At 72.1% G+C, this 16642-nt stretch carries 12 protein-coding genes; all 12 read left to right on the top strand.

Annotated elements, in window-relative coordinates:
- Positions 1-165 precede the first annotated feature (165 nt).
- The 12 genes from rsmH to ftsZ all read left to right on the top strand — a co-directional run bounded on the left by rsmH (position 166) and on the right by ftsZ (position 16641).
- A complete protein-coding gene (rsmH, locus tag ACFWGD_RS03570) occupies positions 166-1251 on the top strand; it encodes a 16S rRNA (cytosine(1402)-N(4))-methyltransferase RsmH (RefSeq protein WP_377777477.1) in 1086 nt (361 codons plus the stop codon).
- Positions 1252-1427: 176 nt separating this feature from the next.
- Positions 1428-2201 carry a hypothetical protein gene (locus ACFWGD_RS03565; protein ID WP_377777176.1) on the top strand — a complete coding sequence of 258 codons (774 nt, stop codon included), beginning with the start codon at positions 1428-1430 and terminating at the stop codon, positions 2199-2201.
- A 168-nt stretch (positions 2202-2369) separates the two neighbouring features.
- Complete coding sequence (locus ACFWGD_RS03560; RefSeq protein WP_377777476.1) at positions 2370-4298, top strand: peptidoglycan D,D-transpeptidase FtsI family protein; 1929 nt, start codon at positions 2370-2372, stop codon at positions 4296-4298.
- Positions 4299-4375: 77 nt separating this feature from the next.
- Positions 4376-6034 (top strand): UDP-N-acetylmuramoyl-L-alanyl-D-glutamate--2,6-diaminopimelate ligase, encoded by a 1659-nt coding sequence (locus ACFWGD_RS03555; protein WP_377777175.1) that lies wholly within the window; start codon positions 4376-4378, stop codon positions 6032-6034.
- Entirely contained in the window at positions 6035-7534 is a 1500-nt protein-coding gene (gene murF / locus ACFWGD_RS03550) for a UDP-N-acetylmuramoyl-tripeptide--D-alanyl-D-alanine ligase (RefSeq protein ID WP_377777174.1), read from the top strand.
- Positions 7531-8637 carry a phospho-N-acetylmuramoyl-pentapeptide-transferase gene (mraY, locus tag ACFWGD_RS03545; protein WP_377777172.1) on the top strand — a complete coding sequence of 369 codons (1107 nt, stop codon included), beginning with the start codon at positions 7531-7533 and terminating at the stop codon, positions 8635-8637. Before murF ends, mraY begins: the two co-directional genes overlap by 4 nt.
- Positions 8634-10139: a UDP-N-acetylmuramoyl-L-alanine--D-glutamate ligase gene (gene murD, locus ACFWGD_RS03540; RefSeq protein ID WP_377777171.1), complete on the top strand. Its 1506-nt coding sequence runs from the start codon at positions 8634-8636 to the stop codon at positions 10137-10139. The genes mraY and murD overlap by 4 nt, the downstream gene beginning before the upstream one ends.
- The gene (gene ftsW / locus ACFWGD_RS03535; RefSeq protein WP_377777170.1) at positions 10136-11707 is read left to right on the top strand and encodes a putative lipid II flippase FtsW; all 1572 of its coding nucleotides are present in this window, start codon (positions 10136-10138) and stop codon (positions 11705-11707) included. Before murD ends, ftsW begins: the two co-directional genes overlap by 4 nt.
- Complete coding sequence (gene murG / locus ACFWGD_RS03530) at positions 11704-12858, top strand: undecaprenyldiphospho-muramoylpentapeptide beta-N-acetylglucosaminyltransferase (RefSeq protein ID WP_377777169.1); 1155 nt, start codon at positions 11704-11706, stop codon at positions 12856-12858. Before ftsW ends, murG begins: the two co-directional genes overlap by 4 nt.
- Before the next feature lie 195 nt (positions 12859-13053).
- Positions 13054-14454 carry a UDP-N-acetylmuramate--L-alanine ligase gene (gene murC / locus ACFWGD_RS03525; protein WP_377777475.1) on the top strand — a complete coding sequence of 467 codons (1401 nt, stop codon included), beginning with the start codon at positions 13054-13056 and terminating at the stop codon, positions 14452-14454.
- Positions 14454-15158 carry a cell division protein FtsQ/DivIB gene (locus tag ACFWGD_RS03520; RefSeq protein WP_377777168.1) on the top strand — a complete coding sequence of 235 codons (705 nt, stop codon included), beginning with the start codon at positions 14454-14456 and terminating at the stop codon, positions 15156-15158. Before murC ends, ACFWGD_RS03520 begins: the two co-directional genes overlap by 1 nt.
- Before the next feature lie 184 nt (positions 15159-15342).
- Positions 15343-16641 carry a cell division protein FtsZ gene (gene ftsZ, locus ACFWGD_RS03515; protein ID WP_377777167.1) on the top strand — a complete coding sequence of 433 codons (1299 nt, stop codon included), beginning with the start codon at positions 15343-15345 and terminating at the stop codon, positions 16639-16641.
- The last annotated feature ends 1 nt before the right edge of the window (position 16642 follow it).

Below are 16642 nucleotides of genomic sequence, written 5' to 3'. Positions count from 1 at the left end.
CCCCTGGTGTACTTCCCCGACACCAGGTTCGGGTCGGGCAGGGCCCTGTGCACGCGCCCGCGGATCACGCACGAGCGAGGTAATCGAAGACCAACTGCGAGACTTCCGGAGGGAGTGCCGATGACCGATGTCAACGATGTGACTGGAGTGGTCGCCGGTGCTGATGTGGCGCCCGGTGGGCGCTCCGCACCGGGGGACCGCAAGTCCGGGGAGCACGGCCACGTGCCCGTCCTCCTCGACCGCGTCACCGCGCTGCTCGAGCCAGGCATCACCGGCGTTGGTTCCCCCGATGGGACCGGCGCCGTCGTCGTCGATGGCACCCTCGGCGCCGGCGGCCACGCCGAGCATCTCCTGGAGACGTTTCCCGGGCTCCACCTGATCGGCCTCGACCGCGATGCCGCCGCGCTGGCCTCGGCCCGCGAGCGCCTCGCCCGTTTCGGCGACCGCTTCGCCGGCGTCCAAACCAGATTCGACGGCCTCGCCGACGTCATCGGCGTCGACGGCGCGGTCGCGGTCCCCGGCTTCGACCCGTCCGACGAGTCGGCCCTCGACCCGCAGGCCCCGGCGATCGCCCTGGCTCGCGAGGCCGGGCTGGCCGGCGCGCTGTTCGATCTCGGCGTGTCCTCCATGCAGCTCGACCAGGTCGACCGCGGTTTCGCCTACCGCGTCAATGCGCCGCTGGACATGCGGATGGACCCCACCACGGGCCCGACCGCGGCGGACGTCCTCAACGGCTATTCGCACGGTGACCTCGCGCGGATCCTGTCGACGTACGGCGACGAGCGTTTCGCGGGCCGCATCGCCACGGCGGTGCTGCGCGAGCGGGACAAGGAGCCGTTCACCACGTCGGGCCGTCTCGTCGAGTTGCTTTACGACGCCATCCCGGCCGCATCCCGGCGCACCGGCGGCCACCCCGCCAAGCGCACCTTCCAGGCGCTTCGCGTCGAGGTCAACCGGGAGTTGGAGGCGCTGGAGAACGTCCTGCCCATGACCTGCGAGGGCCTCGCGGTCGGCGGCCGGGCGGTGTTCATGAGCTACCAGAGCCTCGAGGACCGACTGGTCAAGCGCGATTTCGCTGAGCGCGTGAAGTCGACGACGCCGGCCGGGCTGCCGATGGAACTGCCGGGCCACGAACCCAAGTTCCGCCTGATCACCCGCGGCGCCGAAAAGGCCGATGCGCAAGAGGTAGAGGACAACCCCCGCGCCGCACCGGTGCGGGTCAGATGCATCGAGCGCGTCCGGCCGAATTGACCGGAGCCGGCGATGTACCGGACTAGGCGAAGCGCCGGAATAACCGAATAACCGGAACAAGCGAATAGCAGCACCCGCACCACACACCACCACCAAGCACCACCCACCACCGCACCACCCACCACCACACCGCACCAAGCACCCCGCCGCTCGCGGCGACGACCCCGGGAGAAGTCATGGCAGCCACCATCACGGACGACGCCCCCGCCCGCACGATCGGGCGCGGCCGAGGCCGCGGCCGCATCGATACGCCCGCGGCCCCCGCCCCCGCCCGCCGGGGCAAGGGTCGCCGGACCATCCACCGTGGCCGCACGGGATCCCGCCAGATCGTGTCCCGCCGCGGGCGCCGGCTGACCAACACCACGGCCGACCGCTCCAAGGTGCGCTTCGCCATCGGCTCGATCCTCGTGGTGGTGCTGGGCATCGTGCTGGCCATGGTCCTGTCGGGCCTGTCCACCTCCCAGTCGTTCCAGCTCAACGAGGCCCGCCAGGAGGAGCAGCGCCTGCGCGACGGCATTTCCGTCCTCGAGCGCGACGTCGAGTTCCAGCGCTCCACCGCCGAGATCGCCCGCCGGGCCGCGGAGATGGGCATGGTCAACGTGGAGAACCCGGCGATCCTGGTCGTCGGCGAGGACGGTGCGGTCCACGAGGTCCGCCCGGGCTCCCCGGAGCACCAGCGCGTCGTCGACGTCAACGGCGCCGCCGTGCGCCCCGACGCCCCGACGTCGAACCCGGCCGAGACCGAGCACGTCCCGGGCATGCAGGCCCCGTCGGTGCAGGAGGCCAACCCGGCCGTCCCGCAGCTTCCGGCGCAGGCGCCCTACGCCCCCGGCGCCGCCCGCCAGCAGGCTCCCGCGCCCGCCCCGGCACCGGGCCCGGCGCCCGCACCTGCACCGGCTCCCGAGGGTGACGTCAATCCCGGGGAGGTCCCGGGACCGGCTGTAGACTGACGCCCGCATGCGACCACGGCACACCGCCGTGGTCCGTCCATCGAGAAGGCACCAGGCATGATCCGATCTTCTGACGACCGCGGCGATTCCGGGCAGTTCCGGGATCGCCGGGATCGTCGCATCCCCGTCGAGTCGGGGACCCGGCCCGCGCCGCGCCGCAATCGGGCGATGGCGTCGTCGGAGCGGGTGGACGTCTCCGGCAGCGAGTTCCACCGCCGCCGCAAGGTGCTGCAGGTCATCGGCGCGATCATCGTCGCGGTCCTCATCGTCCGGCTGGGCTGGGTCCAGCTCGTCGCCGGTCCGGATCTGGCCGCGAAGGCCCAGAATCAGCGCACCATCGAGGTCGTCGAGGCCGCCCGCCGCGGCGCCATCACCGACCGCAACGGCGCGTCGATGGCCTTCACCCTCGAAGCCCGCAGCATCACGGCGCACCCGTCGAGCCTGCGCGCCCACCTCGAGCACGCCCACCAGCTGTGGCCCGAGGATTACCCGGAGTACGAGGAGCGCCTGCGCGACATCGCCGACGCCCTTCCCGAGATGCTCGGCGTGCCCGACCTGGACGCGGCGAAGGAGCGGGAGAGCCGTCGTCGTCAAGCACCGGAGGCCCCGGCCGACGACGGCATCCGCGAGGCACCCGGCGGCATCAGCTCGAAGGAGGTCCTGGACAAGCTTCGCGACGAAAACAGCACCTACGAGGTGCTCGTGCGCAACGTCGACCCGGACAAGGCCGCCGCGGTCGTCGAGCGTTTCCCGGAACTGGTCTCCGAACGCCAGGACATCCGGCAGTACCCGAACGGGGCGGTCGGCGCGAACGTGATCGGCAAGATCGGCATGGACGGCGTCGGCCAGTTCGGCTTCGAGGCATCGCGCGACGCGACGCTGCAGGGCGTCAACGGCGGCCGCACCGTCGACATCGCCGCCAACGGCATCGCCATCCCGGGCTCGACCCGCGACCAGCACCCGCCGATCGACGGCACCGACTACGAGCTGACCATCGACGCGGACATGCAGTACTTCGTCCAGCAGCAGGTCCAGCAGGCCAAGGACAACTCCGGGGCGAAGGAAGCCTCGGCGGTGGTCATGGACGCCAAGACCGGCGAGATCCTGGCCATGGCGCAGTCCGACACCGCCAACCCCAACCGCGACATCGGCCGTGAGGTCGAGGACGGGCGCAACATCGGCAACACCCCGGTGTCCACCCCGTTCGAGCCCGGTTCGGTGGCGAAGATCATCACCGCAGCCGGCGCCATCGAAGACGGCGTGACCACGCCCGACGAGGTGCTCACCGTCCCCGGCTCCATCCACATGTCCGGCGTGACGGTCAACGACGCGTGGCAGCACGGGCCGGAGCCCTTTACGACGACCGGCATCTTCGGCAAGTCCTCCAACGTGGGCACCCTGATGCTCGCCGAGCGGCTGGGACCGGACCGTTTCGCCGAGCTGCTCCACGACTTCGGCCTGGGCCAGTCCACCGGCGTCGAGCTGCCGGGCGAGTCCTCCGGCCTGGTCCCGCAGCGGCCCCAGTGGTCGGGCGGCACCTTCGCCAACCTGCCCATCGGCCAGGGCATGGCCATGTCCTTGCTACAGATGACCGGGATCTACCAGACCATCGCCAACGACGGCGTGCGCGTCGCGCCGCGGGTGGTCAAGTCCGCCACGGCCCCCGACGGCACCGTCGTCGAGGCCGAGCGCCCGGATCCCGTCGAGGTCATCAGCCCCGACACCGCGCGCACCGTCCGCGACATGTTCCAGTCCGTGCTGCAGTCCGACCCGACCGGCCGCCAATCCGGCACCGCCTCGGGCGACGGCATCGAGGGCTACCAGCTCACCGGCAAGACGGGCACGGCCCAGAAGGTCGATCCCGACACCGGCCGGTACTCGAATTCCAAGTACCACATCACCTTCGCCGGCATCGCGCCGGCGGATGACCCGCGGTTCGTCATCGGCATCATGCTCGACGAGCCCGTCCGCGGCGTCCACGGGCAGGGCGGCCAATCGGCCGCGCCGCTGTTCAGCGACATCGCCGCGTGGGCCCTCAACCGCTACAACGTGCCGCCGGCCCCGCGTGAAGAGGGCACCCTCCTCCTGCAGCCGTGACCGCCCGCCACCCATTGGCGCGTCACCCGGATGGCACGACAACCGAATCCACGAACCAGACCCCACAAGGAGCGCACATGACCGTCACACTCGGACACCTCGCCGAATTGATCGGCGGTTCCGTGCTGCCGTCCGCGACCGGCCCGGCCACTGATGCCACCGATGCCGCCGGCACCGCCATTTCCGGCGTCGAGCTCAACGCCGCCGAGGTCCCGGAGGGCGGCCTGTTCGCCGCGCTGCCCGGCACCCGGGTCCATGGCGCGTCGTACGCGGACCAGTCTCCGGCCGCGGCGATCCTCACCGATGCCGCGGGTCTGGCCATCCTCGAGCAGGCGGGCGGCCCGGATCGCCCGGTGCTGCTCGTCGACGACGTCCGCGCGGTCCTCGGGGCGGTCTCCGCGGAGATCCACGGCCGCCCGTCGGAGAAGCTGACGGTCATCGGCGTCACGGGCACCTCCGGCAAGACCACCACCACGTACCTCCTAGAGGGCGCGCTGCTGGCCGCCGGCAAGCGCACGGGGTTGATCGGCACCACGGGCACCCGCATCAACGGCCGGTCGGTGCCCAGTCACCTGACCACGCCCGAGGCCCCGGCCCTGCAGCGCCTGTTCGGGGAGATGCTTGACGACGGCGTGACCCACGTCGTCATGGAGGTGTCGTCGCACGCCCTATCCCTGGGGCGCGTCGACGGGGTCTCGTTCGACGTGACGTGCTTCCTCAACCTGTCGCAGGACCACCTCGACTTTCACGACGGCCTGGAGGACTACTTCGACGCGAAGGCGGCGCTGTTCCGCCCCGAGTCGCCGCTGCACGCACCGCGCGTGGTCTCCTGCGTCGACGATTCCTGGGGCCGCCGCATGGCGGAGATCGCCGCCGCCCCCGGCGTCACCGTGGACACGGTGGGCACGCCCCACGCCGAGGACGCGAAGATCGCCGACGACGGTTCCCGCATGGCGCCGCAGGCGACATGGCGCGCCGGCTCGGTCTCGGTCGCCGACAACGGAGTCCAGCACGTGACCTTGACGGGCCCGGGCGGCCCCGTGGATCTCGACGTGCCGCTGCCGGGCGCGTTCAACATCGCCAACGCCGCCGTCGCGTGGGCTGCGCTCGCCGCCCTGGGCGCCGCCGGTCCCGAGGCCGCCGAGGGCATCGCCCGCGTCGCCGTGCCCGGCCGCATGCAGCGCATCGACGAGGGCCAGGACTTCCTCGCCGTCGTCGACTACGCCCACAAGCCCGCCGCGGTCGGCGAGGTGCTGCGCACCCTGCGCGCCCAGACCGTCGGCCGCGTCATCGCCGTCGTCGGCGCCGGCGGCGACCGCGACTCCTCCAAGCGGCCCCTGATGGGCGCCGAGGCGGCCCGCGTCGCCGACGTCGTCATCGTCACCGACGACAACCCGCGCACCGAGGACCCTGCCACCATCCGCGAGGCCGTCACCGACGGTGCCGTGGAAGCCGCCGAGAAGCGCTCGGCCGCCGTCGGCATCGACGCCATCCGCGTCGAGAACATCGGCGACCGCGCCGAGGCCATCGATCTGGCCATCGGCCTTGCCGAAGCCGGCGACGCCGTCGTCGTCGCGGGCAAGGGCCACGAAACCGGCCAGGAGATCAACGGCGTCCAGCACCACTTCGACGACCGCGAGCAGGTCCGCGAGGCGCTGCTGCGCCGCGCCGGCCGCGACGGCGACTCCCGCCGTGACGGCAGTGCGGCCCGCGACGATCACGAGGGGGAGAGCTAGATGATCCAGCGCACCGCGGGGGAGATCGCCGACATCGTCGGAGGCGAGCTCCACGACGCCGACCCGCAGACCCCGGTCGCCGGTCCCGTCGAATTCGATTCCCGCCGCATCGTCCCCGGCTCAGTGTTCCTGGCGCTGCCCGGCGCCCGCGCGGACGGCCACGACTTCGCCGGCGGCGCCACGGCAGATGGCGCCGCGCTGGTGCTGGCGGCGAGGCCGGTCGGGGTGCCGGCGGTCGTCGTCAAGCCCCTGGGCGCCCAGGACTCCAACGCCGACGCCTTCGCGCACGACCCGGACGGCTCCGGGGCCGCGGTGCTCGAGGCGGTGGGCAAGCTCGCCCGCCGCGACGTCGACGAGCTGGCCGCCGACGGCCTGGTCGTCGTCGGGGTCACCGGGTCGGCCGGCAAGACCTCCGTCAAGGACATGATGGCCACGATCCTGCGCACCGACGGCGAGACCGTCGCGCCGAAGGGATCGTTCAACAACGAGATCGGCCACCCGTACACCGTGCTGCGCTGCACGCGCGAGACCCGGTACCTCGTCGCCGAGATGAGCGCCCGCGGCATCGGCCACGTCGCGCACCTGGCCCGCATCGCGCCCCCGCGCATCGGCGCCGTGCTCAACGTGGGCACCGCCCACCTGGGCGAATTCGGATCCCGCGAGACCATCGCGCAGGCCAAGGGCGAACTCGTCGAAGCGCTCCCCGACGCCGCCGACGGGGGAGTCGCCGTGCTCAACGCCGACGACCCGCTGGTCGCCGGGATGGCGCCGCGCACCCGCGCGAAGGTGGTCACCTTCGGCGTCGACTCCGAGGCGGCCGACTACCGAGCCACCGACGTCGCCGTCGACGATCTGGCCCGGGCCTCCTTCACCCTGCAGTGCCCCGACGGCTCCGCCCACCGCGTGGAGCTGAAGGTCCACGGCGCCCACCAGGTGCCCAACGCGCTGGCCGCCGCGGCCGTCGGCATCGAGGCCGGCCTGGCCCCGGCCGCCGTCGCCGAGGGACTGAGCTCCCACCTCGCCGCCTCCGAGCGGCGCATGGAGATGCGACAGCGCGGCGACGGCACGACGGTGATCAACGACTCGTACAACGCCAACCCCGACTCGATGCGCGCCGGCATCGATGCGTTGGTGCTGGCCACCGCCGCCCGCGACGGCGCGACCTCGTGGGCCGTGCTCGGCCAGATGGGCGAACTCGGCGACACCGCGGTCGGCGAGCACTCGGCGCTGGCCGGGTACCTCGCCGAGCACGGCGTCGACCGCCTGGTCGCCGTCGGCGACGGCGCCAACGTGCGCGCCCTGGCGGACGAGGCGGAGACCATGGGGTTAAATACTGTGCGGGCGCCGGGCCCCGACGACGCCGCAGAGGCGGTCGCGGCGGGCCTGCGGCCCGGAGACGTTGTGCTGGTCAAGGCGTCCTACGCCGATGGCCTGTGGCGGGTCGCCGACGCATTGGCGCCGGCGGCGCATGAGAATTCGACCGAGAGGCGAGGCAAGTGACTCAACTCATCTACAGCGGAGCCTTCGCGTTCATCGTGTCGGTCTTCCTGACCCCGGTGCTGATCCGCCGCTTCTCCGCGGAGGGCATCGGCCAGGAGATCCGCGAGGAGGGGCCGAAGAGCCACCTGCGCAAGCGCGGCACCCCGACGATGGGCGGCATCGCCGTCATCGCCGGCATCCTCGCGGGCTACTTCGGCTCGCACGCCATCGGTTTCTTCCAGACCGGCGCGGGGCCCTCGGCCTCGGGCCTGCTGGTGCTCTTCCTCACCCTGGCCATGGGCGGCCTGGGGTTCGCGGATGACTTCATCAAGCTGTACAAGGGCCGCAACCTGGGGCTGAACAAGACGGCGAAGCTCATCGGCCAGCTGGCCGCCGCGCTGATTTTCGGCGTGCTGCTGCTGCAGTTCCCGGACGCCTCGGGCATCACTCCGGGCTCGACGAGCCTGTCCTTCGCCCGCGACATCACCACCTGGAACCTCGCACCCGGCCCGGTGTGGCTGGGCATGATCGTGTTCCTGGTGTTCGTGTTCATCGTCATCGCGGCGTGGACCAACGCGGTCAACCTCACCGACGGCCTGGACGGCCTCGCCGCCGGCGCGGTGGCGCTGCTGCTGGGCACGTACACGGCCATCGCCTTCTGGCAGTTCCGCAACTCCTGCGACGTTGCCATCGGCGCCGGCTGCTACGACGTCCGCGATCCGCTCGACGTCGGCATCCTCGCCGCCGCCGGCCTGGGCGCGTGCCTGGGCTTCCTGTGGTGGAACGCGGCCCCGGCCAAGATCTTCATGGGCGACACCGGTTCGCTGGCGCTGGGCGGCCTCATCGCCGGACTGTCGTTCGTGACCAAGACCGAGCTGCTCATGGTCATCATCGGCTTCATCTTCGTCCTGGAGGTCGCCTCGGTGGCCATCCAGATCGCGGCGTTCCAGACGACGGGCAAGCGCCCGTTCCGCATGGCGCCGATCCACCATCACTTCGAGGCGAAGGGCTGGGCCGAAACGGCCGTCGTCATCCGCTTCTGGCTGTTGGCGGGCATCTTCAACATGCTCGGTTCCGCGATCTTCTATTCCGACTGGCTCATGCAATCGGGGGTTCTGCGATGACGTCGCCCGGCACGTCCATGGATCTGGTGGCGCTGGTGTGCTCTGGCCCGGTGCTGGTCACCGGCGCGGGCGTGTCGGGGGAGGGCGCGATCAAGCTGCTGCGCGACCTCGGGTGCCCCGCGATCCACCTCGTCGACGATTCCGCTGAGCGCGGCCGGCCCATGGCCGACTCGCACGGCGTGGCATGGTGCACCTCGGATGCGGCACGGGCCTTGCTTTCCGACGCCGCGGCCGTGGTGACCTCCCCGGGCTGGCGCCCGGACACGCCGCTGCTGGTCGACGCCGCGGACGCCGGCGTCCCGGTCGTCGGCGACGTGGCCGTGGCCTTCGCCGGCGATCGCGCCGGTGCGTGGGGAGCCCCGCGCACGTGGCTGGTGGTCACCGGCACCAACGGCAAGACCACGACGACCGCGATGCTCGCCGCCATGCTCGGCGACCGTGGCGCGGCGGTCGGCAACATCGGCGTGGCGCTGCACGACGCGCTCACCGCCGACGACCGCGTCGACGTGCTCGCCGCGGAACTGTCCAGCTTCCAGCTGCACTGGGCCCCCGGGCTGCGCCCCGACGCGGGTGCGCTGCTCAACCTGGCCGAGGACCACATCGACTGGCACGGCTCCTACGACGCCTACGGCGCCGACAAGGCCATCGCGCTCACCGGCGGGGTGGCGGTCTACGGACTGGACGACGGTGACGTCGTCAAGCAAGTCACCGCCCTGGCCGATGCCGGGCGTCTGGCGCCGGCTGACGTCGGCTTCACGGTCGGCGAGCCGGAGGAGGGCCAGATCGGCGTCGTCGGCGGCCGCATCGTCGACCGCGCCTTCGGCGACCGCACCACCGACGAGCCGCACGAGGAATCCCCGCTCGGCGGCGTGGACATCGCGCCGGTCGAGGGCATTTCGCCCCCGGGCCCGGCCGGCGTTCTCGACGCGCTGGCGGCCACGGCGCTGGCCCGATCCATCGGGGTGCGCGCCGCGGACATCGCCTCCGCGCTGGCCGGCTTCACCGTCCGCGCCCACCGCGGGCAGGTCGTCCACTCGCACGGCGGCGTCGACTGGATCGACGATTCCAAGGCGACCAACCCCCACGCCGCCGACGCCGCACTGCGCGGCCACGACTCCGTGGTGTGGGTCGCCGGCGGCCAGCTCAAGGGCGCCGACGTCTCCGGGCTCATCGCCGACCACGCGCACCGCATGCGCTCGGCGGTGGTGCTCGGCATCGACGGCCCGGCGATCGCCGAGGCGCTCGCCGCCGCGTCGCCGGGACTGCCGGTGACGGTGATCGGGGAGACCGATCCGGCCGTGGCCATGGAGCAGGCGTGCTCCGCGGCCGCCGGCGCCGCCGAACCCGGCGACGTGGTGTTGCTCGCGCCCGCCGCCGCCAGCCTGGACATGTTCACCGGCATGGCGCAGCGCGGCGACTTCTTCGCCGCCGGCGCCCGTGCCGCGACCGGCTCGCCGGCCGACGCCGCGGCCCCCGCCATCACCGAGGGTGACCCGCGATGAACCGCGCCAAGCGGGAGGGCCGCGGCGCGGAGACCGGCGCGATGCTGCGCGATTGGATCTCGCGCCCGCTGTTCGACTACCACGTCCTGCTGGCCATCACGGCGCTGCTGACGGGCATCGGCCTGGTCATGGTGCTGTCGTCGTCGATGGCGTCGTCGGGCACCGACGGCAGCGTCTGGGGCGTCTTCATCCGTCAGGCGGCGATGGTCGCCGTCGGCCTGGTCGCGTTCTGGGTGGTCATGCGCGTGCGGGTGGAGATCATCCGCAAGCTCGCCGCCTTCGGCCTCATCGTCGCGTTCGCGCTGCTCATCCTCGTGCTCATCCCCGGCATCGGCGTCGGCATGGAGGAGACCGGCGCGCAGTCGTGGATCTACGTCGGCGGCGTGTCCATGCAGCCGTCGGAGGTCGCGAAGGTCGCGCTGGCGGTGTGGGGCGCGAAGTTCCTGGCCGAGCGCATGCGCACGGCCACGGACCCCAAGCAGATCGTCGTGCCGTTCGGCATCGTCTCCGCGCTGGTCCTGGGCCTGGTGTTCTTCCAGCGCGACCTGGGCATGGTGGCGTCGATGGGCTTCGTGGTCCTGGCGCTGATGTGGTTCGCGGGCCTGCCGCGCTACATCGTCGGCGGCATCGTCGGCGTGGGCCTGGCGGTGCTGGCCGTGGCCACGCTGACGACGGGCTTCCGTTCGGCGCGCATTTCGGTGTACTTCAACACCCTCTTCGGTCGCTTCGACGAGACCCAGGGGCCCGCGTACCAGTCCTATCAGGGCATTCTTTCGCTTGCCGACGGCTCCATGACCGGCGTGGGATTGGGCCAGTCGCGCGCGAAGTGGTTCTATCTGCCCGAGGCCAAGAACGACTTCATCTTCGCCATCATCGGCGAGGAGCTCGGCTTCCTCGGCGCGATCATCGTCGTGCTGCTCTATGCCGCGCTCGGCTGGGTGGGCCTGCGGGTCGCCCAGCGCCAGGCGGACCCGTTCCTGCGCCTGATGGCGGGCACGATCACGCTGGCCACGGTGGTGCAGGCGTTCATCAACATCGGCTACGTCGTCGGCGTGCTGCCGGTGACGGGCCTGCAGCTGCCGCTGATTTCCGCCGGCGGCACCTCGGCGATCGTGACCCTGCTGTCCATGGGCCTGTTGGCCACCTGCGCCCGGCACGAGCCGGAGTCGGTGTCGGCCATGCAGACCTCCGGTCGCCCGGCGATCGACCGCATCCTCGGCCTGCCCGAGCCGTTGCCCTACGACCCGTCGCGTCGCGAGGACCGGCCGACGCGCGGCCACCGGGACACCCGCCGTTTCGGCCCGCCGGTCACCGGTTCCGACGATGTCGTGGGCGATCGTTTCGAGGGCCGACAGCGGCGTCGCGAAGCAACCCCGCCCACCCGCACCGCCCGCACCGCGACGGCCGCCCGCCCCGACCCGCGCTCGCGCGACGGGATCAGGGGAGGCCGCGCCGGAGGTTCCTCGCGCGGCGTCGCGGAGCGGTACCGTGAATCCGAACGAGGGGATCGCCGTCCCCGAGGCCGCGGCAACCGCCGGCCGGGCGGCCCCGACAGGAGGATCAGGTGACCGGAGGGACTGCGCAGGCGCGGCACTTCGCCAAGCCGGACGGGCGTCCGTTGTCGATCGTCGTCGCCGGCGGCGGCACCGCGGGCCACATCGAGCCCGCGCTGGCCGTGGCCGACGCCATCCGCGAGATTGCGCCCGACGCGCGCATCACGGCGCTGGGCACCAACCGCGGCCTGGAGACCACCCTGGTCCCGGCGCGCGGCTATGACCTGCGACTGATCCCGCCGGTGCCGGTGCCGCGCAAGCCCTCCGGCGACCTGGTCAAGCTGCCGCTGCGCGTCGCCCGCGCGGTGTCGGAGGCGCGGGCGGTGCTCGACGAGGTCGAGGCCGACGCCGTCATCGGCTTCGGCGGCTACGTCTCCGCCCCCGCGTACCTGGCGTGCCGCCGCGGCCGCCGCATCCCCTTCCTGGTCCACGAGGCCAACGCCCGTGCCGGCATGGCCAACAAGCTGGGCGTTAAGCTCGGCGGCGAGGGCCTGACCGCCGTGTCGGGCTCCGGCATGGACGGCGACGTGGTGGGCATCCCGGTGCGCGCCGCGCTGTCGACGCTCGACCGCGCCGCACTGCGCGCCGAGGCCCGCGAGTTCTTCGGGCTGCCCGCCGAGGGCCCCGTGCTGTTCGTCACCGGCGGTTCGCAGGGCGCGCGCAGCATCAACGAGGCCGCCTCCGGCGCCGCCGCCGACTTCGCCGCCAAGGGCATCGCGGTGCTCCACGCCCACGGCAAGAAGAACACGGTGACGCTGCCGGAGGGCACCGGAGCCGATGCCGAGACCCCGTACGTCGCCGTGCCGTACGTCGACCGGATGGATCTGGCGTATTCGGCCGCGGACCTGATCCTGTGCCGGTCGGGCGCGATGAGCGTCGCGGAGATCTCCGCCGTCGGCCTGCCCGCCGTCTACGTCCCGCTGCCGCACGGCAACGGGGAGCAGGCCCTCAACGCCACGGACATCGTCGAGGCCGGCGGCGGCCTGCTCGTCGCCGATTCCTCGCTGACCGCGGCGTCGATCCGGGACACCGTCATCCCCCTGCTTTCCGACGCCGACCGCCTCGCCGGCATGGCGCGCGCCACCGCGGCCGCCGGCCACCGCGATGCGGCGTCGGCGATCGCCCGGAGGGTCCTCGCGGCCGCGACCGGGACGCCCCGCGGATGACCGCGGGGACCGCGCACTAGTCGTGCCGGATAATCTTGAAGAGTTGTCAGCCCTCCGGGCCCCCGGCCCGGCTTCTTCCCCCGAGGTGACCACCAGATGAGCGATTCCACCACCAACGGCGCCAACGGCTCTACCGGCTCCACCGGCTCCGCCGGTTCCTCCCGCGAGCCGGGGGCCCTGCCCGCCAGCGTGCACATGATCGGCATCGGCGGCGCCGGAATGTCGGGCGTCGCCCGCCTGCTGCTGGCCCGCGGCGTCACCGTGTCCGGTTCGGACATGAAGGATTCCCGCGCGGTGGTCGGCCTGCGCGCCATGGGCGCCACGGTGTGCATCGGGCATGACGCGGCGAACCTCGACTCGTCGGGAAGCCTGCCGGAGGCCATCGTGGTCTCCTTCGCCGCGATCCCGGACACCAACCCCGAGCTGGCGCGGGCCCGTGAGCTGGGCATCCCGGTGCTCAAGCGGTCCGACGTGCTGGGCATGCTGCTCGAGGGCAATCGCGCCGTGCTCATCGCCGGCACCCACGGCAAGACTTCGACGACGTCGATGAGCGTCGCCGCGCTGCAGGCCGCGGGCCTCGACCCGTCCTTCGCGGTCGGCGGCCTCATGTCGAAGGCGGGCGTCAACGCCCACCAGGGCAGCGGCGACGTTTTCGTGGCGGAGGCCGACGAGTCCGACGCATCGCTGCTGACGTACTCGCCGCAGGTCGCGGTGGTCACCAACATCGAGCCGGATCACCTGGACTTCTTCGGCACCGCCGAGAAGTACTACGCGGTGTTCGACGCCTTCGCCGGGCGCATCGTCGACGGCGGCGCGCTGGTCGTGTGCGCCGAAGACGAGCACGCCGCCGCACTGGGCGAGCGCGCCGCGGCCGCGGGCATCCGCGTCTACGGCTACGGCGGGCCCGAGGCCCTGGAGGCGCACCCGGCACTGGAGCCCGGCGGCGTGCTGCACGGGTGGACCGCCCACGGCGGCGGCGCCCGCGTCGAGGCGACGGTCCTCGGCGACCGCGTGAGCTTCGAGCTGCGCCAGCCCGGCCGCCACATGGCGCTCAACGCGCTGGCGGCGCTGGTCGGCGGCGGTCTCGTCGACGCCGACTTGGTGCGCATGGCCCGGGGGCTCAGCGAGTTCACCGGCGTGCGCCGCCGCTTCGACTACCACGGCCGCATCGGCGCCGGGGAGTTCGAGGGCGCCCGCGTCTACGACGACTACGCGCACCACCCGACCGAGGTCCGGGCCGTGCTGGGCGCCGCCCGCGAGCTCGTCGACGAGGCGGGGCAGGGCAACGTCGTCGCCGTCTTCCAGCCGCACCTGTACTCGCGGACCAAGGCGTTTTCCGCGGAGTTCGCCGAGGCCCTGTCCCTGGCCGACCGCGTCATCGTCCTCGACGTCTTCGGCGCCCGCGAGGAGCCCGAGCCGGGCGTCGACGGCGCGCTGATCGCCCGGGACGTCACCGTCCCCGTGGTGTTCGAACCGCACTTCACCAGCACGCCGGAGCGCGTCCGCGAGGTTGCCGGGCCGCATGACGTGATCCTGACCATCGGCGCCGGCAGCGTGACCATGCTCGCCGACGAGATCCTGCGGGAACTGGACTGATGCGTGGCCGCGGAGGCGCCAAGCGCGCCGGTCTGATCGTGCTGGCGCTGCTCGCCGTCGCGGCGATCGCGTGGGCGGTGCTGTGGTTCACCCCGGTGGCCACGGTGAAGGAGATCCGCGTCGAGGGCGTCGTCAACGGCGACGCCGCCGCGATTTCCGAGTCGACGGGGATCTCCACCGGCGAGCAGCTCGCGCGCGTGGACACCGGCGCGGCGGCGCGCTCCGTCGCCGCGCAGCCGTGGGTGGAAAAGGTCACGGTCGGCCGTTCGTGGCCGTCGGCGATCACGGTCGAGGTCGTCGAGCACACCGCGCTGGTGCACATCCGCGCCACCGACGGCGAGCACCTGTTCAACGCGGAGGCCAAGGAATTCCTCGTGGCCCCGCCGCCGCCGGGCAGCGTCGAGATGGTCCGCGTCCCGCGCGTCGAGGACCCGCAGCCGGGCAAGCTCGACCCCGACCCGGATGCGGTGCGGGCGGTGCTCGACGTGCTGGCCGCATTGCCGGAGCGCGTCCGCGGCGAAGTCGCCCGCGTCGATGCGCCGGGTGCGACGGAAATTGCGCTCAACCTGCACGATGGCCGCGAAATCTACTTCGGCTCGTCGGACCGTGCGAAGGAAAAGGGCCGTGCGGCGGAGATCGTCCTGGACCGCGAGGGGCAGCGCTGGAACGTGTCCAACCCGGTCGAGCCGACCGTGCGAAACTGATCGCGAACGCGATGCGCAAGTGATTGCGCAATCGGGCGATCCGCGCACCAAACTAGCCCTCAACCTTTACTTGAGGGTACCGACACGCCGGGCCGTCGGTGGCGGATCTGCGCCAGTCCATGGACGATGATGGGGCGGACAAGAAAGCCGGGAACGCAATCAAAGGAAGGGCGAGCAGAACCACATGACCTCCCCGAATAACTACCTCGCCGTGATCAAGGTCGTCGGAGTCGGCGGCGGCGGCGTCAACGCCGTCAACCGCATGATCGAGGAGGGTCTGAAGGGCGTCGAGTTCATCGCCGTCAACACGGACTCGCAGGCCCTGATGTTCACCGACGCCGACGTGAAGCTCGACATCGGCCGAGAGGCCACCCGTGGCCTGGGCGCCGGTGCGAACCCGGAGGTCGGGCGCACCTCCGCCGAAGACCACAAGGACGAGATCGAGGAGACCCTCAAGGGCGCCGACATGGTCTTCGTCACCGCCGGCGAGGGCGGCGGCACCGGCACCGGTGCGGCCCCCGTCGTCGCGTCCATCGCGAAGAAGGCCGGCGCGCTGACCGTCGGCGTCGTCACCAAGCCGTTCTCCTTCGAGGGCAAGCGCCGCACGAAGCAGGCGATGGAAGGCATCGAGCAGCTCAAGGAAGCCTGCGACACGCTCATCGTCATCCCGAACGATCGCCTGCTGCAGATCGGCGAAGAGAACATCGGCATGATGGAGGCCTTCCGCGCCGCCGACGAGGTCCTGTTCAACGGCGTCCAGGGCATCACCGATCTGATCACCACCCCGGGCATGATCAACGTGGACTTCGCGGACGTCCGCTCCGTCATGGCGTCGGCCGGCTCGGCGCTGATGGGCATCGGTTCGGCCCGCGGCGAGAACCGCGCGCAGAAGGCCGCGGAGATGGCCATCAACTCGCCGCTGCTCGAGACCACGATGGAGGGCGCGACCGGCGTGCTGCTGTCCTTCGCCGGCGGCTCCGACATCGGCCTGATGGAGGTCAACCAGGCCGCCTCGCTGGTCGAGGAGCAGGCCGACGACGACGCGAACATCATTTTCGGCACCATCATCGACGACAACCTGGGCGACGAGGTCCGCGTGACCGTCATCGCCACCGGTTTCGAAGACCGCGCCCGCAAGGCCACGGTCACCCCGTCGCAGCCCAAGGCCGAGTCCGACCAGCGTTCCGGCGCCCTTCCCGGCGGCGACAACCTGGGCGCCGGCGAGCGCGACCGCGAGCCGGCCCCGCGCGAAGATGCCCGCGACGCCCGTGACGTCCGCGATGATCGCCGCGATGACCGCGACGACCGCCGCGACTCCGGTTTCACCCCGCGCTCCGACGTCTCCGGCGGCCTGTTCACCCGCCGCGACGATTCCTACCGTGGCGAGCACCGCCGCTCCTACCGCGGCGATGACCGCCGCGACGACCGCCGGGATGACCGCGGCCAGCAGGACGACGGCCTCGACCTGCCGGGTTGGGCGTAGG

The sequence above is a fragment of the Corynebacterium sp. NPDC060344 genome, assembly GCF_042725215.1.
Classification (GTDB): domain Bacteria; phylum Actinomycetota; class Actinomycetes; order Mycobacteriales; family Mycobacteriaceae; genus Corynebacterium.
Note: the sequence above shows the minus strand (reverse complement) of the source record. Positions and strands in the feature narration are given on the sequence as shown.